Raw genomic sequence first — 24415 nt, forward strand, 5'->3', positions numbered from 1 at the left:
AACAAAAGTGGAACCACGTGGTTGAGCGTCTTTTGAATAAGGAAACTTATTTGAAAGATGCTTTTTTGTATGTAAGTAATCAATAGGGGAAGCAGGTGAGAAGATGACTTGGACCCAAAAAGCAATTGCAGCAGCGAAAAAAAATGACCCTTCAGCTCGATCAACGCTGGAAATCGTATTGTCTTATCCGGGCTTTCACGCATTGTTTTGGCATCGCTGGTCGCATTTTTTATTTCAAAAAAAACTCTTTCTTCTAGCTAGACTCACATCCCAGTTTTGGCGTTTTCTGACAGGCATCGAGATTCATCCTGGTGCTCAGATTGGCGAAGGGGTATTTATCGATCACGGGATGGGTGTTGTAATTGGAGAAACAGCTATTATTGAAGATGACGTCGTATTATTTCACGGTGTAACACTAGGCGGGACAGGTAAAGAAAAAGGGAAACGCCACCCGACCATAAAAAAAGGGGCATTCATTTCAGCTCATGCACAAATTCTTGGCCCTGTCACAATAGGGGAAAGCGCCAGAATCGGTGCTAGTGCAGTGGTTCTTAGTGATATCCCAAATGAAGCGACTGCTGTAGGAATACCAGCCAAAGTCGTAAGAATCAAAGGAAAGAAGGTTAGCCAAGATGATCAAAATTTATAATACGTTAACACGTAAAAAAGAAGTTTTCCAACCTCTCGAACAAGGTAGGGTGAAAATGTATGTTTGCGGGCCAACAGTTTACAATTATATCCACGTCGGCAACGGACGTAGTGTAGTATCTTTTGACACGATTCGCAGATACTTAGAATATAGAGGGTATGAAGTCGATTACGTAATGAACTTCACCGATGTTGACGACAAAATTATTCGGACCGCCAAAGAATTGAAAACTTCTGCTCCAGAAATAGCAGATCGTTTTATCGAAGCATTCAATAAAGATACTGCGGCTTTAAATGTTCAACCAGCTACATTAAATCCGCGAGTAATGGATCACATCGAAGACATTATTGCGTTTATTCAAGTATTAGTAGATAAAGGATACGCCTATATGGCAAATAATGATGTGTATTACCGTACACGTAAATTCAAGCACTATGGTCAGTTAAGTGATCAATCAATTGATGAATTAGAAGTTGGGGCCAGTCAACGAACGGGTGAAGAACAAAAGATCAAAGAAGATCCGTTAGATTTTGCTTTGTGGAAAGCGGCTAAGGAAAACGAAATCGCTTGGGATTCACCATGGGGACTAGGACGTCCCGGTTGGCACATCGAGTGCTCCGTTATGGCAACCAAACATTTAGGAGAAACAATAGATATTCATGGAGGTGGACAGGACCTGACTTTCCCTCATCATGAAAATGAAATTGCACAGAGTGAAGCGAAAACGGGTAAGACGTTTGCTAATTATTGGATGCACAATGGTTATGTCACGATTGGTGAAGAAGAAGAAAAAATGAGTAAATCTTTGGGCAATTTCGTTACTGTCCATGAAATGGTTCAAAAAATTGATCCTCAAGTTTTGCGCTTCTTTTTGGCTACTACCCAATATCGGCGTCCAATCAAATACAGTGAAACGACATTGAAAGAGGCAGAAACAAATCTGCAAAAATTGAGAACAGCCTTAGAAAATGCACAATTTCGTTTGCAAAATAGTAAAGAAGGATCCCCAGAAGGAACCGACCATGCCATCTTAGCAGAATTTGAACAGCGTTTTGTACAAGAAATGGATGACGATTTTAATGCAGCAAATGGTATCACAGTAGTATATGAACTTGCAAAATGGTTGAACACTTACAGCGAAAGTGCTTCAATCGATATAGAATTATTGACTGCTGCAGTTGAAAAATTCAAGGAATGGCTAGCCATCTTTGGGATTTACTTTGTGGGTGAGGAACTTTTAGATGAAGAGATCGAACAACTAATCGAAGAACGTATCCAAGCAAGACAAGCAAGAGATTTTGCCCGAAGCGATGAAATCCGGGATGTGCTAAAAGAAAAAGGGATTATCTTGGAAGACACAGCGCAAGGTACCCGGTGGAGAAGAGACGCATGAGAGATTACAAACAGTTGAACGGACTAGCGTTAGCCTATATTGGGGACGCGGTCTATGAAGTATACATTCGGGACTATTTGATTGAACAAGGACAAACAAGACCTAATCAGCTTCATCATATGGCGACACACTATGTATCAGCAAAAGCTCAGGCGGCATTGATCCAAAAGATGCTTGATGAAGAAATAATGACTGAAGAAGAATATGATTTTTACCGTCGTGGACGAAATAGTAAAAGCCATACCAGTGCAAAAAATGCTGATGTAACCACCTATCGCATTGCTACAGGCTTTGAATCCTTAATTGGGTATCTACACTTAACAAAGCAACAGGATCGTTTAGACACGCTCGTAGCTTGGTGTATCAAGAAAGTAGGGGAAGAAGATGAGGGAAAAGAAACAAAGAAAACCGTCGCGTCAAAACACGGTAAAAAATAAACAGCACACTAGAAAGAATTTTCGTGAAGAAACAACTGAATTGATAGATGAGAATTTTGTATTCGGTTATCATGCGGTAATTGAAGCGTTGAAAGAAGGACGCGGGAATAAATTATTTATGGCAGAGGATGCCAGAGGGGAAAAAATCGATGGGTTAAAAGAAGCTGCTCGCGCACAGTCTGTCCCAGTCAAGTGGGTGCCAAAACAAAAGCTCGATCAAATGAGCAATCAAGGCGTCCATCAAAGTGTGATTTTAGCGATCACCCCTTATGAATACCTATCTCTGGATGAATTATTGGCACAAACAAAAGAGCAGTCATTCTATTTGATTTTAGACAATTTAGAGGATCCACATAATTTTGGTTCAATCCTGAGAACAGCGGATGCTAGTGGGGTAGACGGAATCATTATTCCGAAACACCGTGCAGTAGGAATCACTCCTGTAGTCGTGAAGACTTCTACTGGTGCTGTAGAACATATTCCGATTGCTCGTGTCACCAATTTAAGCCAAGCGATTCAACAACTAAAACAAGCTGGTTTTTGGATTTTTGGAACGGATATGAAAGGAACTGATTACCGTTTGTGGAATGCTCAAGGGGCAGCGGGATTGATTATCGGCAATGAAGGTCGAGGAATGAGTGAAGGATTGAAAAAAGATGTTGATGAGATGTTGACTATTCCGATGACTGGTCATGTACAAAGTTTGAATGCTAGTGTGGCAGCTGGGTTATTAATGTATCAAGCTTTTACTAGTCGAAATGGGGCGCCGCAATGAAAACGCCCCTGCTAATCGTCGATGGCTATAATATGATTGGTGCTTGGCCTGAATTAGTCTTATTAAAAAACCAAGATCGTTTAGAAGATGCAAGAGAGGCGTTATTGCATCGATTATCCAATTATTCAAAATACGAAGGATTAAAGATTATTGTTGTATTTGATGCGCAATTGGTTCCCGGTGTTACTCAAAGCTATAGTAAATATCAGTTACAAGTCATCTTTACTGAAGAAGGTGAAACTGCTGACAGCTATATCGAACGCATCGCTGGAGAATTGAATGACCGTTTGACTCAAGTAACAGTTGCAACGAGTGACTTAGCAGAACAATGGGTTGTGTTTTCTCAAGGTGCGTTGCGAACTTCTGCTCGAGAGCTTTATAAAAGTATTGAAAAAACAGAAGAAGCAATCCATCAGCATCAAACAGACATCAAATTTGAAAATTTTCGCAGAAACTCTCCTTGGACGCCTGAACAATTAGCTGAATTAGAAAAAAAACTGCATGATTTGAGTTAGGGACAAAGATGGTTCGTTAAATGAGAAACTAATGAACAAGAATATGTTACGCTCTTTTTGTACCAAAAATTAAGCATAAAAGGAGCGTAACAAAATGAAATCAAACGAATCAATCAGTAGGAGTTCAGAAGAATTTGAAGCAATGTTTTTCAAGTATCGCCCTATCGTCGAGATTATGTACAAAAAATATTATCTCAAAGATTATGATTTAGATGATTGGATGCAAGAAGGCCGTATTGTTTTTAACAAATGTCTGCAAGCTTATGATGAAAACCGTGGAACAACACTAGGAGTTTTGTTCAAACGCTCGTTTGAAAATCGCGTCTGCAGTTTATTACGGTTGCAACAAGCACAAAAAAGAAAAGCACAATTAAATTCTTCTTCTCTTGAAGAAAAAATTTCTCATGAAGGACCAAATTTTCTCTCCGATCAAAATGAACAAACTGAAAAAGCGGAGAAGTATTTAATGCTTCAAGAAACTATGAATAAATACGATTCGCCATTTTCGAAGTTAGAGCAAATCGTTATAATGAATTACTTGAAAGGATTAGAACTTGAGCAAATCGCAGAACAAACAGAACTTCCACTGCAACAAATTAAAAGCGCTTACAACCGCGGTAAAAAGAAATTGAGAGCGCTTCTTATGAACCCTTAGAGAAAATCTTATTGAAAGAATAATTATTTTATGGTAAACTTGAAATTTTCTGTAAATTATAGTATACTGATGCTTGAGGTGAATGCGATGCCAACAACTTTAGCAACAATCAAAAAAGATTTAGAAGGTCGTATAGGCAGTGAAATCATGCTAGTTGCTCAAACTGGGCGTAAACGTCAAACGGAACGCCGTGGTGTTTTGACAGAAACATACCCTTCTGTGTTTGTCGTGGATTTAGATCCAAACGAAAATTCGTTCGAACGTGTTTCCTATAGTTATTCGGATATTCTTACTCGAACGGTTGAGATTGAATTTTTAACAAAAGCTGTTTGATCAGAAAAGGGCTGACAAAATGTTAGCTCTTTTTTTGTATTTTTTATTATTGATTAGTTAGGAGATAGTAGAATGATTGTTATGATAAAAGAGTTGCATGAGATGACCGGATTAGAATTTCACCAAATCGCTGCTTTACGTACTCAAGTGTTTGTCGTAGAACAAAATTGTCCCTATCAAGAAGTAGATGCAATTGATTTGATTGCTAAACATCTTTGTATTTTTGATGAACAGCAACAACTTGTTTCTTATGCAAGGATATATTTTATCGAAGGTACGGTTCATTTTGGTCGAGTTTTAGTAAATCCTCTGTTCCGTGGACAAGGGCATGGGGATCAATTGCTACAAGAAATCATCAAACAACTAAATCGTTTCTATCCAAATGCTCCGATTGAAATCGAAGCTCAAGCGCATTTGCAGAAATTTTACGGGAAATATAATTTTGTCACTGTTTCCGATCCTTTTGATGAAGATGGAATTTTACATGTGGTTATGAGAAAAGAGAAATAAAAGCAGTCATTACTTATAAAAAAAAGATGAACAAATCATGAATAACTCTCTGCTCTGACATGTATTTGCCAGAGCTTTTCTGATTTCAAGAGCTATCCATTATTGTTCGAATCATTCTAAAAAACTATCTAGTTAAAAGGATCACGGTTTATATCATTAGTTGTGATATTGGTACGGGATTCTGTTTGTACTTTCAATAAGTCACGAATTTCTTGAAGATAGTCTTCGGCAGTAACTTCTGGTTCTTCTTCTTCAACTGGTTTTTGATGAAGATTGCGCAATTTATTCACAGCTTTAACGATTAAGAATAGAACAAAAGCAGTAATCAAGAATGTAATAATTGCAGTAATCACTTGACCGAAATTAAAGACGACATTTTTTTTAGGCTCCCAAACAAGCCCTGAAAATGCATCTTCGCTGCCGAAAAATGAAAATACCAGCGAAACTAATGGTGTTAAAAGACCTTCTACCAAACTGGTGACAATCGCTGTGAAGGCACTCCCGATGACAACCCCAACAGCTAAGTCAATCACATTTCCGCGCAAAATAAATTCTTTAAATTCCTTGATCATAAACAAACCTCCTTTAAATTTATTCTTAGTATAACGAATAAACGATGATTTATAAAAATATACGCCCGTAAAATGAGTAATTTTTCTGGAAAAATTCTGCATTATGCTATAATTGAAGAGATGATTTTTGAGAGGATAAGAGGTGCATTATGGCAATTGAACTAAAAAAAAATGTTCGACTTACGGTTTTGCCGACTAAAAAATATAAAACAATCCGTGTTTTTATTCGATTTACTTCGCAATTAGCGGCTGAAACGGCTGCGAAACGCACATTATTGACGAGTTTATTAGAGACAACTAGTTTGCGTTATCCCACTCAAACAGCCTTTAGTACGCAACTGGCAGAATTGTATGGAGCAAGCTTTGGCATGAATGTTAATAAAAAAGGGGATCTTCATCAAGTCAATGCAGCGATGTCGTTCGTCAACGGAAAATATGTTGCTGATGAAGAACTATTTACCCAAGCTGTTTCTTTTTTGAAAGAAGTGCTTTTTTTCCCAAATATTGTTCAAGATGAATTTGAATCAAAAAATTTTACGATCGAAAAAAGCAATTTGATTGCTTATATGAGAAGTATTGCTGAGGATAAACAGGCGTTTGCTTCATTAAGCTTACAAGAATTATTTTTTTCAAAAAGTGACAATCAAAAATTTCCAAGTTTTGGTCGTCCTGAAGATTTGGAAGATGTGACGGCAAAAGAACTAACAGAAACATATAGTTCTATGATTAAAGAAGATGCTGTAGATATTTTTGTGATTGGGGATGTCGAAGAAGATCAAGTAATTGAAGTTATGAAGGATCTCCCCTTTGAAAATCGTCCTGAAAAAGATCTTTCTGTTTTTTATCGTCAAGATTTGGAAAATATTATCCGCGAGAAAATCGTTAGAGAGCCTGTGACTCAGGCAAAACTGAACTTAGGTTATCGTACGGGTGTTTATTATAATCAACCGGAACGTTTCTCTCTCATGGTTTTTAATGGATTATTTGGCGGATTTCCTCATTCAAAACTATTTATGAATGTTAGAGAAAAAGAGAGCTTAGCTTACTATGCATCAAGTAATGTGGATACATTTCGAGGTTATTTATCTGTTCAAACAGGAATTGATGGCAGTAACCGGGATCAAGTCTTTACTTTGATTGAACAACAACTTCAAAGTTTACAAAGAGGAGAAATTACAGAGGCTGAATTGGCACAGACAAAAGCTATGCTTAAAAATCAGTTTTTGTTATCGTTGGATAGTCCACAGTCTTTGATTGAAACAGAATATCTTAATCAGTGGGTACCGAATACTAAAATGAGTGAAGAGCAATTTATACAGCGTTTGGAAGAGGTATCGGTCACAGATGTTCAAAAAATTGCTCAAAAGATCGAACTTCAAGCCGTATTCTTTTTAGATAAGGAGCTTGATCATGAATAAAAAACATTATAATCAAATAAATGAAGTCTTGTATAAAGAGATATTACCCAATGGATTAACAGTTTATTTATTACCTAAAGAAGGGTTTCATAAAACATACGGTCTTTTTAGTACAGATTATGGTTCTATCGATAATCATTTTGGTTATGCGAATGAAACGATGCATACTGTACCAGATGGTATTGCCCATTTCTTAGAGCATAAACTTTTTGAAAAAGAAGACGGTGATGTCTTTCAAAAATTTGGGCAACATGGAGCATCAGCCAATGCATTTACTAGCTTCACAAAAACGAGTTATCTTTTTTCGGCTACCAATCAAATTCAAAAAAATTTAGAAACCCTTTTAGATTTTGTACAGATGCCTTATTTTACGAAAGAAACGGTTGAGAAAGAGAAAGGGATCATTGGGCAAGAAATTCAGATGTATGATGATGATCCTAACTGGCAACAATTTTTTGGTGTCATTAAGAATCTATATCCAAAGCATCCGCTTCACATTGATATTGCTGGGACTGTTGAAAGTATAGCAGCCATCACAGCAGAAGATCTTTATCTGTGCTACCATACATTCTACCACCCAAGCAATATGACTTTGTTCATAGTTGGAAACATCGATCCAGAAGAGACAATGAACTGGATCAGAGAAAACCAGGCAGAAAAAACTTTTTCTGCAGCAAAAGAAATTAAGCGTCAATTTCCGGAAGAAACCGTTCAAGAAATTATTCCAGAAAGTATTATGAGGATGCCCGTTACGCGACCAAAAGGTGTTTTGGGTATCAAAGGGAATATGGAGAAACGTCCGACGGAAGGTCGGGAGTTGCTACGATATAAACAATCTTTGAATTTATTGTTCCAATTACTTTTAGGTAATACTTCAGCTAATTACTTAAGGTTGTATGATCAAGGAATTATTGATGATACGTTTGGTTTCGAAGTAAGTTTGGATCGAAGTTTTTACTTTGCTGATTTTTCTGGAGATGCAGAATACCCTGAAGAGATGCTTCAAGCGGTTGAAGAAATTTTATTGAATTATGAAAATGATCCTGAAATGAACGAGAAGAATCTTGAGTTACTTAAGAAAAAAATGCTGGGTAAATATTTTCAATCTCTCAATTCATTAGAATTTATTGCTAATCAATTTACACAAAGCTTATTTGGCGAAACAACACTCTTTGATTTGCCAGATGTTATACGTTCAATCACGCTCAATGATGTTCGATCTGCTGCTAAAGTATTCATTGATCAAAAAGCATTCAGTCGGTTTTACTTGCTACCAACTAAAACTAACTGATTAATCGTCATTGTGTAAGATGCCGTCTATGCATTTTCTGATAGATGGCTCTTGTTTTTGTAGAAGAATGAGTAATGAGATCAAAAAGTATTAAATTTTGTTTGCGACTTGTTTGAATGTTATCCTCAGTCAATTTTTTTTATGGTATTCTTTAAATGATACTGATTGAACAATTTTCATTTATGATGAAAAATCAAGAGTAAAAATGTTATATTTAATAAACAACCTATCAATTAAGCAATCCAAGGATGACAAGGAGAAACGAAGTGGATTTCCGATCCAAGTGTTTGCCTTCCATAAAATGAATAGTAAAGACTGGAGTAGATGATCGAGTGGCCAACGAAACTACGATTGGAGCAAAATTACGGCAAGCCCGTTTAGATAAACATATTTCATTAGATGAATTACAGCAAATGACAAAAGTTCAAAAAAGGTATTTGGAGGCAATCGAAGCCGATCGTTTTGAACAATTACCAGGAACTTTTTATGTTCGTGCATTTATTCGTCAATATGCCGCCGCTGTAGGTGAGGACGGAGATAAGTTAGTTTCTGTATTTGATGGAAAAGATACATTGGCAGAACCACTGCCTAAAAGACCTCAACCTGAGACCGTAAGCGGATCGAGAAAAGCTTTGCATGTAGAGGAAAAAGGCGGAACGTTTTTATCCCGCTACTTACCAATGATTTTATTAGGATTAGTAGCAGTCACTATTATCTGTATTGTTGGGTATATGGCTTGGCAAGACAGACATTCAACCCCTATGATTCAAGGTAGTTCGGCACCGGTGGTTGAGAATTCAGCCTATACATCAACCTCAAGCACGGTGGAATCGACAGCAAGCAAAGAAACGAGCGAGTCAGAGACTCAATCTTCTAGCAGCACAGAATCTAGTGAGAAAGAAATGACTATGACCAAAGGGGAATCTTCCCAATCAGATATCAGCATTTCAATTAAAGATGCGACGAATCCAATTAAATTAGAGTTAACTGGATTAGATGCCTCGTGTTGGGTAGGCATTCTTGTAGACAATGCGTATGTCTACCAATATACTTTACAAGCGGGCGAAGTCCAATCGACGACATTGCCAGAAAATGCAACCAATGCAACCATTGTACTTGGTGCAAGTCAAAATATCCAGATTGCGGCAAACGGGCAAAAAATTGATTTCGATGATCCTCAGTATAAATTGCTCCAAAAAAATGTGCATTTAGCGATTGAGTATCAAGAAACAAACTGATCAGAAGAACGATTAATTAGTTAGAAAGATAACATTGTTCCTATGGCAAGTGCTGTAGTAGCATGATTTCCGTTTTTTTCGTACAATATTTGTCAGAGAGGAGCAAATTTTTTGAATTTACCTAATCAATTAACTGTATTACGCATCATAATGATTCCTATATTTATTTTAGTTTTGGCGTTGCCAATCGATTTAGGAACATTGGACGTTGGAGGCGTCGATTTACTCACAACACATCTGATAGCAGCCATTCTATTTGCTGTTGCAAGCATTACGGATTGGCTGGATGGTAAGATTGCTCGTTCCAGAGGATTGGTTACCAATTTTGGGAAATTTGCCGATCCCTTAGCGGACAAAATGCTGGTAATGACTGCATTTATTATGTTAGTCGAATTGGATAAGGCTCCAGCTTGGGTAGTCTCTATCATCATTTGTCGAGAGTTAGCAGTCACCGGTTTAAGGCTCTTGTTAGTAGAGCATCATGGTGAAGTTCTTGCTGCTGCTTGGCCTGGTAAAATCAAAACAGCAACACAAATGGTTGCCATTATTTTCTTATTTATTAACAATCTTCCTTTTTCACTCATAGGCATTCCATTGGATCAAATCATGTTGTATGTATGTTTGATCTTTACAATTTATTCTGGAATCGATTATTTCATTAAAAATGCCAGTGTTTTTAAAGGTTCAATGTAATTTCTAAAAGTTCAGAGGAATTCTGAACTTTTTTTGTAAAAAAAATCAATTACAACGTAGTTGATAATGAAGGAGTAATGAAATGAAGGCAGAGATTATTGCAGTAGGGACCGAATTGCTTTTGGGACAGGTGGTGAATACCAATGCAACTTTCTTATCAGAAGAATTAGCTAGTTTAGGAATCGAAGTTTACTATCATAGTGTTGTAGGGGACAATCCAAAGCGTTTGGAAGAGCTAGTAACACTTGCCGAGAATCGCAGTGACTTGATCGTATTTTGCGGTGGTCTCGGACCTACAGAAGATGATTTAACCAAACAAATCGTTGCACAGCATGTCGGTCAAGAGCTCGTTCGTGACGAAGCAGGGTATGAGCAAATGCTGACCTTTTTCAAAAATGGTCAGCGTTTTATGACAGAAAATAATTTGAGGCAGACGTTGGTATTCAAAGATGGTACAGCGTTACCTAATGCAACTGGGTTAGCAATCGGTATCTTCTACCGAACAGCTACAGCGGTATATCTCCTGTTGCCTGGACCACCAAGTGAACTGAAACCTATGTTTATCCAACAAGCCCGTCCAATTTTGCAGACAGAGTTTTCATCAGAAGAACAGTTGATTTCTCGAGTATTGCGATTTTATGGAATTGGAGAATCCGCACTAGTAACTGAACTTGCCGATCTAATTGATTCTCAGAAGAACCCAACGGTCGCACCGTACGCTAAACCCAATGAAGTAACCTTGCGTTTGACGGTGAAAACTACGGATGAATCGGCAGGACAAGCCAAACTAGATGAATTAGAACAACAAATCCAAGCAAGAGTGGGCGAATATTTTTATGGATATGGAGAGCATACATCATTAGCTGAAGTAGTTGTTGATATGCTGAAAGAAAAGAAAAAAACTGTGACGGCTGCGGAGAGTTTGACAGCGGGACTCTTTCAAGCGACGCTGGGAGACATCTCAGGCGTGTCCCGTGTATTTTCTGGTGGTTATGTGACTTATGCTAAAGAGACAAAAAGTAAGATGCTAGGAATCAATGAAGACTTGCTAACAGCTTATGGAACTGTCAGCAAGGAATGTGCAGAAGCGATGGCGCTTGCTGCCCAAGCCAAAGAAAAAGCGGATTATGCCCTTTCTTTTACCGGGGTAGCTGGACCAGATGAGCTTGAGAATCAACGCCCAGGAACGGTCTGGATTGCTTTAGCAACCAATGAAGGTGTGAAAAGCAAGTGCTATCATTTTTCCAGAGATCGTGCATACGTTCGTCATAGTGCAGTAATGGCAGGATTAGATCTATTACGTAAGGAATTGTTAAGATAATGCGAATGTTTGTTCGTTTTTTCTTGCATTTTTTTAAAAGAAGGACTATTATTAACATAGTAATTGACACACGAAAGTGAAGAAAATAAGGGGGATTATCCGTTTGGCAGATGATCGTAAAGCAGCTTTAGATGCTGCACTGAAAAAGATTGAAAAGAACTATGGTAAAGGTGCCATTATGAAACTTGGTGAGAAAGTCGATCAACAAATTTCGACGATTCCAAGTGGTTCATTGGCTTTGGATGTTGCTTTAGGTGTGGGTGGTTATCCACGTGGACGTATTGTTGAAGTATATGGACCAGAAAGTTCTGGTAAAACGACAGTTGCTTTACACGCAATCGCTGAAGTTCAAAAAGGTGGCGGAACAGCAGCCTTTATTGATGCAGAACATGCATTAGATCCTCAATATGCACAAAAATTGGGTGTAAATATCGATGATTTGCTGCTATCTCAGCCCGATACAGGTGAGCAAGGTCTTGAGATCGCTGATGCTTTAGTATCAAGTGGAGCTGTCGATATTGTTGTTATCGACTCGGTTGCCGCTTTGGTACCAAGAGCTGAGATCGATGGTGAGATGGGTGATACCCACGTTGGTCTTCAAGCCCGGTTGATGTCTCAAGCATTGCGTAAATTATCTGGATCAATCAATAAGACCAAAACAATTGCGATTTTTATCAATCAAATTCGTGAAAAAGTTGGGATCATGTTCGGTAATCCTGAAACAACTCCTGGTGGACGTGCGCTTAAATTCTATTCGACGATTCGATTAGAGGTACGACGTGCAGAACAATTAAAATCCGGGACAGACATTATCGGAAACCGGACAAAAATCAAAGTTGTCAAAAATAAAGTAGCGCCACCTTTTAAAGTTGCTGAAGTAGACATGATGTATGGACAAGGAATCTCTCAAGAGGGAGAGTTGCTTGATATGGCAGTAGAGCAAGACATTGTTGATAAGAGCGGTGCTTGGTATGCTTATAAAGGAGATCGCATTGGTCAGGGGCGGGAAAACGCGAAAAACTATATGCGTGAACATCAAGAAATGATGATGGAAGTTTCTGCTCGTGTTCGCGATGCGTACGGCATTGGTACTGGAGAAACGGTCATTGAAACAGAAGATGCGCAAGAAGAACTACCATTAGACGAATAAGATCGTTTAACGATAAAGAAGAAGCCAAACATTCAAGTGTTTGGCTTTTTTTGTACAGTAATAACAGATCTGCTCATAAAAACTGCACGTTAAAATGAAACCTACAGGAGGTGATATACATAGGATTTAAAGTTGACACTCTTGTGTACAAACATTAGAATAAACTTATGTGGGTTTCCACATAGCAGTAGGCAACTTGATAATTTATTTTAATTTGTTTATCAAAACTACAAAATATTGTAAAAGATAGTATGGAGGTGGATTCATTGGAACTACTTTACATTCTCCTCGCTATCATCGGTTTAATTGTCGGTCTTGGATTAGGAGTTTTTGTGACCAAATCTCGTCACGAAAAAGAGATCAATGGCGCGCAAAATTCTGCAACTGGAATTATCGAAAGCGCTAAAAAAGAAGCAGAAACTCTAAAAAAAGAAGCATTGTTAGAAGCTAAGGAAGAAAATCAGCGTTATCGGTCAGAGATTGAAAGTGAGTTGAAAGAAAGCAAACTTGATTTAAAATCACAAGAAAATCGCTTGCTCCAAAGAGAACAAGTACTTGATCGCAAAGATGATTCTTTGGAAAAACGAGAGCACTCACTGGAAGAAAAAGAAAACAGACTTAGTGAGAAACAACAATTAATTGACGAGCGAGAAAAAGAAGTAGAAAAACTAATCGATGGGCAACAGCAAGAATTAGAGCGTATTGCGGCTTTGTCTAGAGAGGAAGCCAAAGAGTTGATCATGAAATCAACGGAAGAAGAATTGAATCATGAATTAACGATTATGGTAAAAGAATCAGAGCAACGTGCAAAAGAAGAAGCAGATCGTAAAGCGAAAAACTTATTGTCACTAGCAATTCAACGTTGTGCTGCAGATCAAGTATCAGAAACAACAGTATCTGTCGTATCATTACCAAATGACGAGATGAAAGGTCGAATCATTGGACGAGAAGGACGCAATATTCGGACATTGGAAACATTGACCGGTATTGATCTGATTATCGATGACACACCAGAAGCAGTTGTACTATCAGGATTCGATCCAATCCGTCGAGAGATTGCACGAATGACATTAGAGAAACTGATCCAAGATGGACGGATCCATCCTGCACGTATTGAAGAGATGGTTGAGAAATCCCGCAAAGAAATGGATGAACACATCCGTGAATATGGGGAACAAGCAGCCTTTGAAGTCGGTGCACATACCCTACATCCTGATTTGATCAAGATATTGGGACGTTTACGCTTTAGAACCAGTTATGGACAAAACGTATTGAATCACTCAATTGAAGTGGCAAAACTTTCGGGTGTTCTAGCTGCTGAATTAGGTGAAGACATTCAGTTAGCAAAACGTGCTGGACTGCTGCATGATATTGGGAAAGCACTTGATCATGAAATTGAAGGCTCACACGTTGAGATTGGTGCTGAACTTGCTGCCAAATATAAAGAAAATCCTGTAGTCATTAACGCAATTGCATCCCACCATGGAGACGTAGAAGCTACTTCAGTTATCTCTGTGCTGGTAGCTGCAGCAGATGCTTTATCCGCTGCTAGACCAGGTGCACGTAGCGAATCGTTGGAAAACTATATCCGTCGTTTACAAAACTTAGAAAATATTGCGAATGGCTTCAAAGGTGTAGATTCAAGTTTTGCTGTACAAGCAGGACGAGAAGTACGAGTTATGGTTAAGCCAGAAGAGATCTCCGATTTAGATGCGGTTCGTCTAGTACGTGATATCCGCAAAAAAATTGAAGATGATCTTGATTATCCAGGACATATCAAAGTAACGGTTATTCGTGAAACGCGAGCAACTGATTACGCTAAATAGCTTAAAAAAGAACCTTGGCTTTTAAAGCCAAGGTTCTTTTTTATCAAATAGTTTAGCCCTCGTTAGCAGGATTAAAATTAATCAAAGCCGCCTAGTACTTAAGAGAGGTTAGATTTTTCTTCTGCGCGCAAAGTCTACAAATCGAAACTTATCTAAGCGATGTATCGATTCAGTGTATTCAAAACAGCGTGTGTCTTCAAGATAAACCAAACTACGTACAGTAACAACATGTTGATCATCAGGATGAAGGTCCATTAAATCTCTTAATTCTTTATTGACTGGATCCACGGTAATTTCTTTTTGTGCATAGGCAATTTCAAGTCCAAGATCATTTTCAAAGTAATCATAGATCGAGTCTTGTGCTCGACGTTCAGGCAATTCTTCAATAATCGAAGCATCTAAATAATCTTTATCTAGAATGACAACTTCACCATCAATCTTTCTTTGACGTACCAATTTCCAAGCTTCAGAAGCAACTGGCCAATCAGTAATACCATGTAATTTTGGTGAAACGGCGATCTTACGAATTTCAACTACTTTTGTTTCACTAGGAATACGTTGAGTATCTTGTAATTCTTTAAAACTAGTTAGACCAGAAATAGGAAAGTCAAAACGATTCAGATCTAAAACGATTGAACCTTTTCCTTGTTTTTTTTGAATGTAGCCAGCATTTTTTAAAAGATTCAAGGCTTTTCGAACCGTTTCACGAGAAACACTGTACATTTTGATTAATTGGTTCTCACTAGGTAAAAGAGAGTGTGGCGGGTATTCGTTTGACAGTATCTTTTGTTCAAGATCCAAAAATATCTCTTTGAATTTATTCATGGGATTGCCTCCTCTTGCCTATTATAGCGAGGGCATTTTTGAAAAGCAATCGGCTATTTGGCCAATAATTCATCAATTGAAAGATCCGTCAGTTTTTCGACGATTGTGTCAGCTCCATGCAGTTCTTCACCAGAATAGACACCAACTGCATACATGCCAGCTGCCTTAATGCCATCAATACCTGCTTGGGCATCTTCAAAACCAACTGCATCACTAGGTTTAATGTTCAGCCCTTTTGCAGCTTGGATAAAGATTTCTGGATCTGGTTTACCTTTAGAAAGTGTGGCTGGGTCAACGATTACATCAAAATCCTGCATGACACCCAATTTATCTAAAATAAATGGCGCATTTTTAGATGCCGATGCGATAGCACAAGGAATCCCCTTGTGTTTTGCTTCTTCTAGAAAAGTTTTGACACCCGGAAGAAGGTCATCCGGAGTCAGACTTTGAAGTAATTGAACATAGTGAGTGTTTTTTTTGCTTGCTAAAGCATCTTTTTCTTCTGAACTATAAGCATCATTTTTATTTCCTAAGGTTAAAATACGCTCTAAGGAATCCATACGACTAATCCCTTTTAGTTGTTCGTTGAATTTTAAGTCGATTTCAATACCGATTTCAGCGGCTAGTTCTTTCCATGCGATATAGTGATATTTGGCTGTGTCTGTAATCACACCATCTAAATCAAAAACAAACCCTTTTTTCATTATGTTACTCTCCTTTAATAGTTGATAGATTGTTCTTTATTGGCTTTTAATTCATGAGTAGCGCCAGAAAGAATGATCGTTGTATTTTGGTCAGCTACAACTGTCAATGTTTCATGTGTAACATTAAAGTGATAATTAATACCTCTGACTTGAATATTAAATTGAATATTTTGCCATTGCTTAGGCAGATTTGGATCAATACGCATCACATCTTCCCGAAAATCGATTCCCGCAAATGTCGTCAGCGGAATATAGAGAGTTGCCGCCATTACACCCGCATGAATTCCTTCGGCAGTGGTTCCTCCTTGAATATCGCGATAATCTGAATAGAGAGCCTCTTGATATAAAGACCAAGCGAGATCTTGCTGATCAACCATTGCTGCCAATTGAGAATGTACAACTCGAGAGAGTGTAGAGCCATGAGAAGTTCTGGTCAAATAATAATGCAAGTTTTTTTCTACATAATCTTCGGGTAAGCGGTAAGTAAGATCATCTAAGATTTGATGCACTTGCGCTGTTGAAAAATTGTAAAAAATCATTAGGCTGTCAGCTTGTTTGGCAACTTTGTATGCATCGGCGCTTTTTCCTTCAGCATTTAAAATACGATCCATACGATAAATGTTCCCATATTTTTCTCTATAATGATCCCAGTCTAAGTCTTTTAAATCAAAATAGCCTTCAAATTGTGCAATAATTCCTTCGGGATTAATTTCTAAACTTAAATTTTTACGAATATCGGACATTTGTGAGAAATTGTCCTTTGAAAGCTGCACTTTAGCTGCTACACTTTGAAAGATTTCTGGTGAAAGTTGGTTGCGTAATTTTTCCACTTCTTCAAACAACCACACTACCATCATATTGGTATATGCATTATTTTTCAACCCACCTTTTTGACTGTTGGGATAGCTTTCATGAAATTCATCTGGTCCCATGACACCTTCGATTGAGTAACGGCCTGTGACAGAATCCAAAGTAGCAGCACTCTGCCAAAAATGAGCAATTTCTAAAATTAATTCTAAACCGTATTGCTCCATAAAAGATCGGTCACGAACGTTATGCCAGTACTGCCATACATTATAGGCAATCGCTAAAGAAACGTGACGTTGCAATCGGCTATGGTCTTCTTTCCACTCACCACTGATAGGATTCAAATGAAGTTCTTGTGACTGTTCTGTTCCATCTAAACCAGATTGCCATGGAAACATTGCGCCTTGGTATCCGGCTTCTTTGGCTGCTTTCTTGGCTGCCGTTAAGCGCTGATAGCGGTAAAGCAAGATCTCTCTGGCGGTTTTAGGAAAATGAAGAATATAAAAAGGTATGATGAATAATTCATCCCAAAAAATATGACCACGGTAAGCCTCGCCATGGAGACCACGGGCTGTGATACTAGCATCAAGAGATTGCTCATAGGCGTTGGGTGCTGCTGACACTAATAGATGGTATGTGTGAAGATTCAGCATTTTTTGTGACATGAGATCCCCATCAATGGTAATGGCTGCATTCTCCCATAGTTTGCGCCAAGCTTCTTTGGATTCAGCATACATTTCTTTAAACCGTGGTAGTGAAAGAAGTGCCAGCTTGCTAGTAGTTGTTTGTTCTCCCATTTGATATTTAGCAACAGTAACTGATTTTTCTAAAGTATAAGTTCTATTTTTCTCCGCAGAAATTGTTAATTTTTGAATTACTTTTTCTGCCGTTTTTTCTGATTTTAATGTTTCAAGAGAAAAGTCATCAGAAAATAATTGTGATGCTTGGCAAACCGTAATGTCAGACTGATTTGTACGGGCAATGAGCAGAGCTTTGCTCTTAAAATACTCCGTTGTTTGAATGGTCAAGTGTTTGTTTGTCAAGCTTCGATAGCGTGCAACATTATAATTGTAGACCGAACCATCTGCTTCACTTATCACGTCGATTTCTCCGGTAAAATTAAGTGGAGTAAAGCGGTAAAGGATGGAGTAGTGATGACTATTTTCCATATTAGCAATTTTTTGTGTTTCAATTCGTAATTGCTTTTTAGTTTGTGTTTCGATTTCAGCGAAGGAGGTAAATAATCCAGTTTTTAAATTTAATTGACGCTTAAAAGATAAAAGTGTATTTTGTGCGATATCGATTTTTTCGTTGTCAATGACTAAATAAATTTTTTGCAGATTTGGTGCATTGACGAAGTCCTCATTTGTAATGGTACGATCAGACACCTCTGACTCCGCCGTATTATAGAGACTTGCTAAATAAAGCCCAGGATAATTGGCATCGGAAATCTCCATTTCTGGTGTGGTACCACGCAACCCTATAAAGCCATTTCCTACTGTCAATAGTGATTCAACGGAGTACTCATCTTTGCCAGGAGTATAGCCATAATATTCTAATTGCCAAGGAATCTCCAAGCGCTTCTCTTCAAAGCTTTCTTCAGTTCCACATACAAACGCTCGATTTAATTTTTCGGTTAACCATTGATCTAATGAAAAGGTTCCTTCTTCGTTAGTAAAGACGAATAAGTCGGAAAGGATTCCTCCTTCTTGATTCTTTTCCAATTGTTTCTTTAATGCTGCTATTCGTTCATTGGTGGTTCCTGTAAACGTGAATATAGCACCCATGTGGTCGGTCAATAGCCATTGATCATTAGTGATCTCAATTTTGTTCACAGTATTCTCTCCTTTCTACTTGTCTATACATGCAAAATGATTATAACCGATATTGTAAGCTTTTTCAATTTAATAAGGCTGTTTTTTTAAATTATTGTGTAAAGTTAAATGAAAGTGATTTGTTTTTTTTATTTGCTAAAAGTTTATCTTTTTGAATGAAAATCCTTTTTTACCAACAAAAATAAAGCGTGTTCTGAATGATTATTTTTCACAAATGTCTTTAGTGAAAAAAATATAGAATGAAACGCTTGCAATATTGTAAATATAAAGTTATGATTAGCATGAAATAAAAACATATATATACAAGTTTAAATGGAAGGGGTTTATTATTATGGGGAAGTATCGGGATGATGCTGAAAAATTGCTGGAGTATGTAGGCGGTAAAGAAAATATTGCAGCTGTGACTCACTGTGCGACGCGGATGCGATTTGTACTGAATGATCAGTCGAAAGCAAACGAGAAAGCCATTGAAGATATTCCAAGTGTTAAAGGGATGTTTACAAATGCTGGGCAGTTTCAAGTGATTATCGGAAATGATGTTCCAACGTTTTACAATGATTTTACAGCGGTATCTGGGATTGAAGGAGTTTCTAAAGAACAAAGTAAAGCGATTGCAAAAAATAACCAAAATATTGTTCAACGCGCCATTGGCACATTAGCAGAAATTTTTACGCCATTATTACCAGCAATTATTGTCGGTGGTTTAATGTTGGGTTTAAGAAATTTTCTAGAAGGTGTACCTCTTGAGGCTTTAGGTGGACAAACAATTACGCAATCCTCTACTTTTTGGAATGGGGTCAATGGATTTTTATGGTTACCCTGTGAAGCAATCTTTCACTTTTTACCTGTAGGTATTACTTGGAGTATTGCTCGTAAAATGGGAGCTACACAAATTTTGGGGATCGTTTTGGGGATTACTTTAGTATCACCGCAATTATTAAATGCTTATTCTGTAAGTTCAACCAGTGCTGCGGAGATCGCTCAAAATTATACATGGGATTTTGGTTTTTTCACAATTGACAAAATTGGCTATCAAGCTCAAGTTATCCCAGCTATGTTAGCCGGGTTCCTATTGGTTTATTTGGAAAGATTCTTTAGAAAATGGATTCCAGAAGCAGTTTCTATGATTTTTGTTCCTCTATTTTCATTGTTACCAACTATTTTAGCAGCTCATATGATTTTAGGTCCGATCGGCTGGCAAATTGGTTCAGGAATCTCCTGGGTAGTAAATGCTGGTTTAACATCATCATTAAACTGGTTATTTGGTTTTATTTTTGGTGGTCTTTATGCGCCGCTCGTTATCACAGGCTTACATCATACTACGCTAGCAATTGATTCACAATTAGTAGCAGATTATGGCACAACGAATCTTTGGCCAATGATTATGCTATCAAATATTGCCCAAGGTACAGCAGTATTAGCTATTTGGTTCCTTCATCGTGGGAATAAAAAAGAAGAACAAGTATCCGTACCTGCAACAATCTCTGCATATATGGGTGTAACAGAACCTGCTATGTTCGGGATTAATTTGAAATATGTCTATCCATTTCTTGCAGCTATGGTTGGCTCTGCATTTGGCGGAATGTTGATCACTGCTACAAATACAAGAGCACTAGGTATTGGTGTCGGGGGACTTCCAGGATTCTTATCTTTCCAAATTAAAGATTACCCAATGGTTTTCCTTTCGATGGGTGTGACTATTGTAGTAACGTTCATCTTTACTTTTATATTTAGAAAAGTTAGTGTCTTAAATAAGTTGGAACCAGAACTGGCTCTTGCAGACACAGGTGTTACTGATACAGCGACAACAGTAGACCCAATGACTTCTTCTGCGAATGCAGCAACTACTGTAACTGAGGAAATGCTTTATGCACCGGCAGATGGTCAAATCATTGCAATCGGTGAAGTGGAAGACCCTGTTTTTTCACAAAAAATGATGGGTGATGGCTATGCTGTTCGTCCAAGTAACGGAAAAATCTATGCTCCTGTTGCAGGGACGGTTTCAAGTATTTTTGAAACAAAACATGCAATTGGAATTTTGACTCCTGGTGGGGCAGAGGTTTTAGTTCATATGGGATTAGATACCGTTGAATTAAAAGGCGCACCATTCACTGTCAAAGTGTCGGAAGGTGATGCTGTCACAGTAGATACATTGATTGCTGAGATGGATCTAGAAGCTGTTACCAAAGCTGGAAAGAAAACAGATGTTGTTACGGTTCTTACGAACGCTGAAAAGATCAATCAGCTGACAATCAACAAAACCGGCAGTGTACACGCGCATGATCGAGTAGGTGCTGCTGAAGTCCGCTAAATAAAAAAGAGTAGGCTCATGAAAGGAAGCTATCATTCCATTCATGAGCCGTATTTTTTTGTTTTATTTTTCTTAAAGGGTTATTTTGTTTGGCGTACATGTTCTTTATAAAAGTAGCGCAAAGTTAGAAATACGACTAGCAATACTAGCACCCATAGGAAGAATAAAGCGATTTGTGACCCTAAAATTGTTCCGGAAATATAATCGGGACTTACTTTTTGAGCAAGGTCGATCATTGTCGCAACTAAAGCTGTTGCGACAGCGCCAGAAAATTGTTGCAGTGTGTTGAAGACGGCATTTCCATCGGCGGCCAAATGTTGGTCAATTTTACTTAACCCCATAGTCATCATATTGCTATACGAACAACCGATTCCGATCATATAAAAGACATGGGCAGCAATAAACGCCCACAAAAACGTCAGGTGCAATAGCAAGGCCAACGCTAACCAGCCAAAAGTAATCAATACAAGACCAATCATAATCGGTTTTTTAGGTCCGATGCTATCCAACATACGGCCTGAAAGAGGAGCTAGAACAGCACCTACAATCGCACCAGGCAACATAACCAATCCAGCAGTGAATGCGTCCTGACCAAGGACTATTTGAACAAAGTTTGGCAAGACAAATGAGATTCCAAGTAAAAGAAACTGACAGACAAGAAATCCGAATAAGAATAATCGGAAAGAACGATTTTTGAATACAGATAAGCGAATCAAAGGCTCAGATTGCAAGGAACGTTTATAGAAAAGAGCTGCACCTAAAATACCAAGTGCTAATGGAAATATGCTCGTAAGAGAACCAATTTGGTTTAAGAAAAGCAAAAAGCCACTAAACATAAAAGTGATACCCAAAACACTCCACAAATCCAGACGACCAGTTTTTTCAATTGCAATTTTAGGTATTGAATAAAGACCTAAAACCAATGAGACCAATAAGACGGGTATTAAGAAGAGGAAAATGTAGTTCCAGTTCAAGAGAGAAGTCAATAAACCTCCGTAAGTAGGACCAATCGCCGGTGCAATTGAAGTAGTTAAATTTCCGATTCCAATCATAGTTCCTCTTTTTTCCAAAGGAGAGTACGTAAGGATGATATGAAACATCAACGGTAAAGCAATTCCTGTACTTGCCCCTTGAAGTAAACGGCCAAGTAATAGGATAGCAAAGGAAGGGGAGAGGAAATCAATCAGTAATCCTGCTAAAAACAACCCGTTGGCAGCCAAAAATAATGTTCGAATTTGAAATTGTTTCAAAAGAAAAGTAGAAATTGGTACGATGATCGATATCACCAGCAAATAGATTGTTGTAACCCATTGCACATTTGAAGTAGAAAGATTGAATTGATTAATCAAAGTCGGAAATGTTACATTCATAGCTGTTTCGATCAATACCCCAGCAAATGACATAATACCGGTTGCTATAATAGCGCCTAACAATTTTATTTTTTTCTCCATATTATCACCTCTAAAAAAATTCATAAAAAAAGAGCCAGTTTCTAAATAAATAGAAACCGCCTCTCTCTCGACAAGCATTACTGCTTGTTATCTGTACGATTTAATCTAAAAGCTATTGTACTGACTTTTTTTTGAAGAGTCAATAGAAATGTTTGAAAAATAAAACTGAATTTTATTTGAAACTTTTCAAAAAAATTCTTACACCAAAATTTTTATTTTGTTAGAATAATCAAGTATGTAAAAAAGAAAGGAAGTTTTAAATGCCGATTAACAAAAAAGAAAGTTTGATCTATACGACATTTATGTGTTTTTTTATGGTGTACTTCATGAGTGTCTACAATTTAATGTATGAGGTGGGAATTACTGCAATAGCTTTTCAATTGGCTTGGAATGAACTGCCATTTGCTATATGTATTGCGTTTATTTTAGATTGGTTTATTGTCTCAGGTCCTGCGAAAGCATTTGCTTTCCGTTTTATTGAAAAAGATACCCCAGCTTGGAAAAAGATTGGTCTAATCTCATCAATGATGATTGCCGGCATGGTTTTCTTTATGTCACTTTTTGGTGCTGTAATGCATCCGAATGTAAATCAAGGACTATTAATGACATGGTTATCTAATATTGGTAAGAATGTAGTTGTTGCTTTGCCGTTACAATTATTGATTGCCGGACCAATTGTACGACGATTATTTAGAAAATTATTTCCCATAGGTACGGTACAAGAAACTCAATAGAATTTATACAAAGGGCCACTTCTGAGGTTGAACTCAGAAGTGGCTTTTTATCTAAATATATTTGTTAAATAACAAACAAAAAACACCATAGGATGGTATGGCGTTTCTTGTTTACCCTATAAAATAGGATACAGGATGTACTTATATAATAGTATGCATAGGAAGAAAAGTATAGTTCAACAATTTCATTGCTCGGTGAAATCATTGCTTTGAACATATTTTAATCTGTAAAAAAATTGAAAAGTTGGTACCAAGGACGGTCAGATACGATGTATGCTTCAGGAGAAAACCCTGATGATGCATACCCTAAAAAACAAATGAATAGCCCTAGAAAAATGAATGCCCCGCCTATCATTAGTAGCAAACGTTTATTTATTTTGATCATCTTACCACCTGCTTTTGAAAGTTTTTGTATAACGCTTTAGGCAAATGAATAAACTGTTGCGTCCAACCTAAGATGGGTTTACTAAGCATATAAGTAAAGATCATACATACTAACCCTATTCCGAACATCGTGACGCCTAGACCTAGCTGGGTGATAGAAAAGTGAAGACCTTGAGATAGTAGTAAAGGGCTTAAAACAACACTTGCAATGCCGCCAATCAGTGAAGTTATGCCAATAACACTTGTACTGAATGGAAGGCACCAAATAACTATCAAACCACTAAGCATCAACAATAGAACGGTTAACAGTAAGCTTCCCCATAGAGGAAATCCTAGAAAAATTATCACTAATAAGAATGGATGAAAACGCCTAGGAACTTTTACGACAATTTCTTCGGCACCTAATGCACTTTGAGCAATACTTTGAGGAGTCCCTAATCTGGCTACAGCTTCAACTTCAGAGAGTCCCTCTTCCATCAAATCTTGGATCATTTCATCATAATAATCAATAAGATGATGAATCTCACTTGGTTTGGTCTTATAGGCTAATTCAGCTGCTAAACTTTTAATAAATGTTATGCGATCCAT

Annotated in this window: 24 protein-coding genes and 1 other annotated feature (1 of these 25 only partly in view); of the genes, 17 read left to right on the top strand and 7 right to left on the bottom strand. The window is 37.7% G+C overall.

Annotated features, from left to right (window positions below; genetic code table 11):
* Positions 1–36: a binding site (T-box leader), on the top strand; it begins 160 nt to the left of the window's first position.
* A 67-nt stretch (positions 37–103) separates the two neighbouring features.
* The 8 genes from epsC (at position 104) to FE005_RS04840 (ending at position 5267) form a co-directional block, all read left to right on the top strand.
* Entirely contained in the window at positions 104–649 is a 546-nt protein-coding gene (gene epsC / locus FE005_RS04805; RefSeq protein ID WP_003129273.1) for a serine O-acetyltransferase EpsC, read from the top strand.
* Positions 633–2042 carry a cysteine--tRNA ligase gene (cysS, locus tag FE005_RS04810; protein WP_103300717.1) on the top strand — a complete coding sequence of 470 codons (1410 nt, stop codon included), beginning with the start codon at positions 633–635 and terminating at the stop codon, positions 2040–2042. The genes epsC and cysS overlap by 17 nt, the downstream gene beginning before the upstream one ends.
* Positions 2039–2479, top strand: coding sequence for a Mini-ribonuclease 3 (locus FE005_RS04815; protein WP_003129275.1), 441 nt, complete (start codon positions 2039–2041; stop codon positions 2477–2479). Before cysS ends, FE005_RS04815 begins: the two co-directional genes overlap by 4 nt.
* Complete coding sequence (rlmB, locus tag FE005_RS04820) at positions 2427–3254, top strand: 23S rRNA (guanosine(2251)-2'-O)-methyltransferase RlmB (protein WP_003129276.1); 828 nt, start codon at positions 2427–2429, stop codon at positions 3252–3254. The genes FE005_RS04815 and rlmB overlap by 53 nt, the downstream gene beginning before the upstream one ends.
* Entirely contained in the window at positions 3251–3769 is a 519-nt protein-coding gene (locus FE005_RS04825) for an NYN domain-containing protein (protein ID WP_005473058.1), read from the top strand. The genes rlmB and FE005_RS04825 overlap by 4 nt, the downstream gene beginning before the upstream one ends.
* A gap of 94 nt (positions 3770–3863) precedes the next feature.
* Positions 3864–4424, top strand: a complete 561-nt coding sequence (locus FE005_RS04830) for a sigma-70 family RNA polymerase sigma factor (RefSeq protein ID WP_003128971.1) — start codon at positions 3864–3866, stop codon at positions 4422–4424.
* 87 nt (positions 4425–4511) lie between these two features.
* Entirely contained in the window at positions 4512–4757 is a 246-nt protein-coding gene (locus FE005_RS04835; protein WP_003128972.1) for a Veg family protein, read from the top strand.
* Positions 4758–4829: 72 nt separating this feature from the next.
* Complete coding sequence (locus FE005_RS04840; protein ID WP_003128973.1) at positions 4830–5267, top strand: GNAT family N-acetyltransferase; 438 nt, start codon at positions 4830–4832, stop codon at positions 5265–5267.
* A 128-nt stretch (positions 5268–5395) separates the two neighbouring features.
* On the opposite strand, the gene mscL is transcribed toward FE005_RS04840, so the two are convergent.
* On the bottom strand, positions 5396–5839 hold the full coding sequence (gene mscL / locus FE005_RS04845) for a large conductance mechanosensitive channel protein MscL (protein ID WP_005473052.1): 444 nt from the start codon (positions 5837–5839) through the stop codon (positions 5396–5398).
* Positions 5840–5988: 149 nt separating this feature from the next.
* On the opposite strand from mscL, the gene FE005_RS04850 reads away from it, so the two are divergent.
* From FE005_RS04850 to rny, 7 genes are all read left to right on the top strand, one after another.
* Positions 5989–7257, top strand: coding sequence for a pitrilysin family protein (locus FE005_RS04850; RefSeq protein WP_003128975.1), 1269 nt, complete (start codon positions 5989–5991; stop codon positions 7255–7257).
* Positions 7250–8548: a pitrilysin family protein gene (locus FE005_RS04855; RefSeq protein WP_081131856.1), complete on the top strand. Its 1299-nt coding sequence runs from the start codon at positions 7250–7252 to the stop codon at positions 8546–8548. The genes FE005_RS04850 and FE005_RS04855 overlap by 8 nt, the downstream gene beginning before the upstream one ends.
* A 332-nt stretch (positions 8549–8880) precedes the next feature.
* Positions 8881–9786 carry a RodZ domain-containing protein gene (locus FE005_RS04860; RefSeq protein ID WP_003128979.1) on the top strand — a complete coding sequence of 302 codons (906 nt, stop codon included), beginning with the start codon at positions 8881–8883 and terminating at the stop codon, positions 9784–9786.
* A gap of 111 nt (positions 9787–9897) precedes the next feature.
* A complete protein-coding gene (pgsA, locus tag FE005_RS04865) occupies positions 9898–10479 on the top strand; it encodes a CDP-diacylglycerol--glycerol-3-phosphate 3-phosphatidyltransferase (protein ID WP_005473048.1) in 582 nt (193 codons plus the stop codon).
* 82 nt (positions 10480–10561) lie between these two features.
* Positions 10562–11800 carry a competence/damage-inducible protein A gene (locus FE005_RS04870; protein WP_138371396.1) on the top strand — a complete coding sequence of 413 codons (1239 nt, stop codon included), beginning with the start codon at positions 10562–10564 and terminating at the stop codon, positions 11798–11800.
* Positions 11801–11903: 103 nt separating this feature from the next.
* A complete protein-coding gene (recA, locus tag FE005_RS04875) occupies positions 11904–12950 on the top strand; it encodes a recombinase RecA (RefSeq protein ID WP_003128984.1) in 1047 nt (348 codons plus the stop codon).
* Between the two features lie 251 nt (positions 12951–13201).
* Entirely contained in the window at positions 13202–14776 is a 1575-nt protein-coding gene (gene rny, locus FE005_RS04880; protein ID WP_029487351.1) for a ribonuclease Y, read from the top strand.
* Positions 14777–14884: 108 nt separating this feature from the next.
* Here rny and treR read toward each other — a convergent pair whose 3' ends face one another.
* The 3 genes from treR to FE005_RS04895 are packed head-to-tail and all read right to left on the bottom strand — an operon-like array spanning position 14885 to position 18947.
* Positions 14885–15601, bottom strand: a complete 717-nt coding sequence (treR, locus tag FE005_RS04885) for a trehalose operon repressor (RefSeq protein ID WP_003128986.1) — start codon at positions 15599–15601, stop codon at positions 14885–14887.
* Positions 15602–15654: 53 nt separating this feature from the next.
* The gene (pgmB, locus tag FE005_RS04890; RefSeq protein ID WP_003128987.1) at positions 15655–16305 is read right to left on the bottom strand and encodes a beta-phosphoglucomutase; all 651 of its coding nucleotides are present in this window, start codon (positions 16303–16305) and stop codon (positions 15655–15657) included.
* 14 nt (positions 16306–16319) lie between these two features.
* Positions 16320–18947: a glycoside hydrolase family 65 protein gene (locus FE005_RS04895; protein ID WP_138371397.1), complete on the bottom strand. Its 2628-nt coding sequence runs from the start codon at positions 18945–18947 to the stop codon at positions 16320–16322.
* Positions 18948–19278: 331 nt separating this feature from the next.
* Here FE005_RS04895 and treP point away from each other — a divergent pair, with 331 nt between their 5' ends.
* Positions 19279–21258 (top strand): PTS system trehalose-specific EIIBC component, encoded by a 1980-nt coding sequence (gene treP, locus FE005_RS04900; protein ID WP_103300714.1) that lies wholly within the window; start codon positions 19279–19281, stop codon positions 21256–21258.
* Between the two features lie 80 nt (positions 21259–21338).
* Here treP and FE005_RS04905 read toward each other — a convergent pair whose 3' ends face one another.
* Positions 21339–22709: an MFS transporter gene (locus FE005_RS04905; protein ID WP_113848997.1), complete on the bottom strand. Its 1371-nt coding sequence runs from the start codon at positions 22707–22709 to the stop codon at positions 21339–21341.
* Positions 22710–22969: 260 nt separating this feature from the next.
* Between FE005_RS04905 and FE005_RS04910 the strand changes: the two genes are divergently transcribed.
* On the top strand, positions 22970–23443 hold the full coding sequence (locus FE005_RS04910; RefSeq protein ID WP_103300712.1) for a DUF2798 domain-containing protein: 474 nt from the start codon (positions 22970–22972) through the stop codon (positions 23441–23443).
* A gap of 220 nt (positions 23444–23663) precedes the next feature.
* Here the strand turns inward: FE005_RS04910 and FE005_RS16825 are convergent, their stop codons facing one another.
* The gene (locus FE005_RS16825) at positions 23664–23828 is read right to left on the bottom strand and encodes a hypothetical protein (RefSeq protein WP_005473033.1); all 165 of its coding nucleotides are present in this window, start codon (positions 23826–23828) and stop codon (positions 23664–23666) included.
* The gene (locus FE005_RS04915) at positions 23825–24415 is read right to left on the bottom strand and encodes a DUF1700 domain-containing protein (RefSeq protein WP_005473031.1); all 591 of its coding nucleotides are present in this window, start codon (positions 24413–24415) and stop codon (positions 23825–23827) included. Before FE005_RS04915 ends, FE005_RS16825 begins: the two co-directional genes overlap by 4 nt.

This window comes from Enterococcus sp. M190262, from assembly GCF_005843965.1.
GTDB lineage: Bacteria > Bacillota > Bacilli > Lactobacillales > Enterococcaceae > Enterococcus_D > Enterococcus_D gallinarum.

Bases quoted from the DNA above. Each gene is read 5' to 3' on its own strand.
- FE005_RS04840 (WP_003128973.1), top strand. From the start codon at position 4,830: ATGATTGTTATGATAAAAGAGTTGCATGAGATGACCGGATTAGAATTT.
- FE005_RS04870 (WP_138371396.1), top strand. From the start codon at position 10,562: ATGAAGGCAGAGATTATTGCAGTAGGGACCGAATTGCTTTTGGGACAG.
- FE005_RS04905 (WP_113848997.1), bottom strand. From the start codon at position 22,709: ATGGAGAAAAAAATAAAATTGTTAGGCGCTATTATAGCAACCGGTATT.
- FE005_RS04815 (WP_003129275.1), top strand. From the start codon at position 2,039: ATGAGAGATTACAAACAGTTGAACGGACTAGCGTTAGCCTATATTGGG.
- treP (WP_103300714.1), top strand. From the start codon at position 19,279: ATGGGGAAGTATCGGGATGATGCTGAAAAATTGCTGGAGTATGTAGGC.
- rlmB (WP_003129276.1), top strand. From the start codon at position 2,427: ATGAGGGAAAAGAAACAAAGAAAACCGTCGCGTCAAAACACGGTAAAA.
- mscL (WP_005473052.1), bottom strand. From the start codon at position 5,839: ATGATCAAGGAATTTAAAGAATTTATTTTGCGCGGAAATGTGATTGAC.
- FE005_RS04910 (WP_103300712.1), top strand. From the start codon at position 22,970: ATGCCGATTAACAAAAAAGAAAGTTTGATCTATACGACATTTATGTGT.
- FE005_RS04830 (WP_003128971.1), top strand. From the start codon at position 3,864: ATGAAATCAAACGAATCAATCAGTAGGAGTTCAGAAGAATTTGAAGCA.
- FE005_RS04855 (WP_081131856.1), top strand. From the start codon at position 7,250: ATGAATAAAAAACATTATAATCAAATAAATGAAGTCTTGTATAAAGAG.
- epsC (WP_003129273.1), top strand. From the start codon at position 104: ATGACTTGGACCCAAAAAGCAATTGCAGCAGCGAAAAAAAATGACCCT.
- rny (WP_029487351.1), top strand. From the start codon at position 13,202: ATGGAGGTGGATTCATTGGAACTACTTTACATTCTCCTCGCTATCATC.
- FE005_RS04850 (WP_003128975.1), top strand. From the start codon at position 5,989: ATGGCAATTGAACTAAAAAAAAATGTTCGACTTACGGTTTTGCCGACT.
- FE005_RS04915 (WP_005473031.1), bottom strand. From the start codon at position 24,415: ATGGATCGCATAACATTTATTAAAAGTTTAGCAGCTGAATTAGCCTAT.
- FE005_RS04835 (WP_003128972.1), top strand. From the start codon at position 4,512: ATGCCAACAACTTTAGCAACAATCAAAAAAGATTTAGAAGGTCGTATA.
- cysS (WP_103300717.1), top strand. From the start codon at position 633: ATGATCAAAATTTATAATACGTTAACACGTAAAAAAGAAGTTTTCCAA.
- treR (WP_003128986.1), bottom strand. From the start codon at position 15,601: ATGAATAAATTCAAAGAGATATTTTTGGATCTTGAACAAAAGATACTG.
- pgmB (WP_003128987.1), bottom strand. From the start codon at position 16,305: ATGAAAAAAGGGTTTGTTTTTGATTTAGATGGTGTGATTACAGACACA.
- FE005_RS16825 (WP_005473033.1), bottom strand. From the start codon at position 23,828: ATGATCAAAATAAATAAACGTTTGCTACTAATGATAGGCGGGGCATTC.
- FE005_RS04825 (WP_005473058.1), top strand. From the start codon at position 3,251: ATGAAAACGCCCCTGCTAATCGTCGATGGCTATAATATGATTGGTGCT.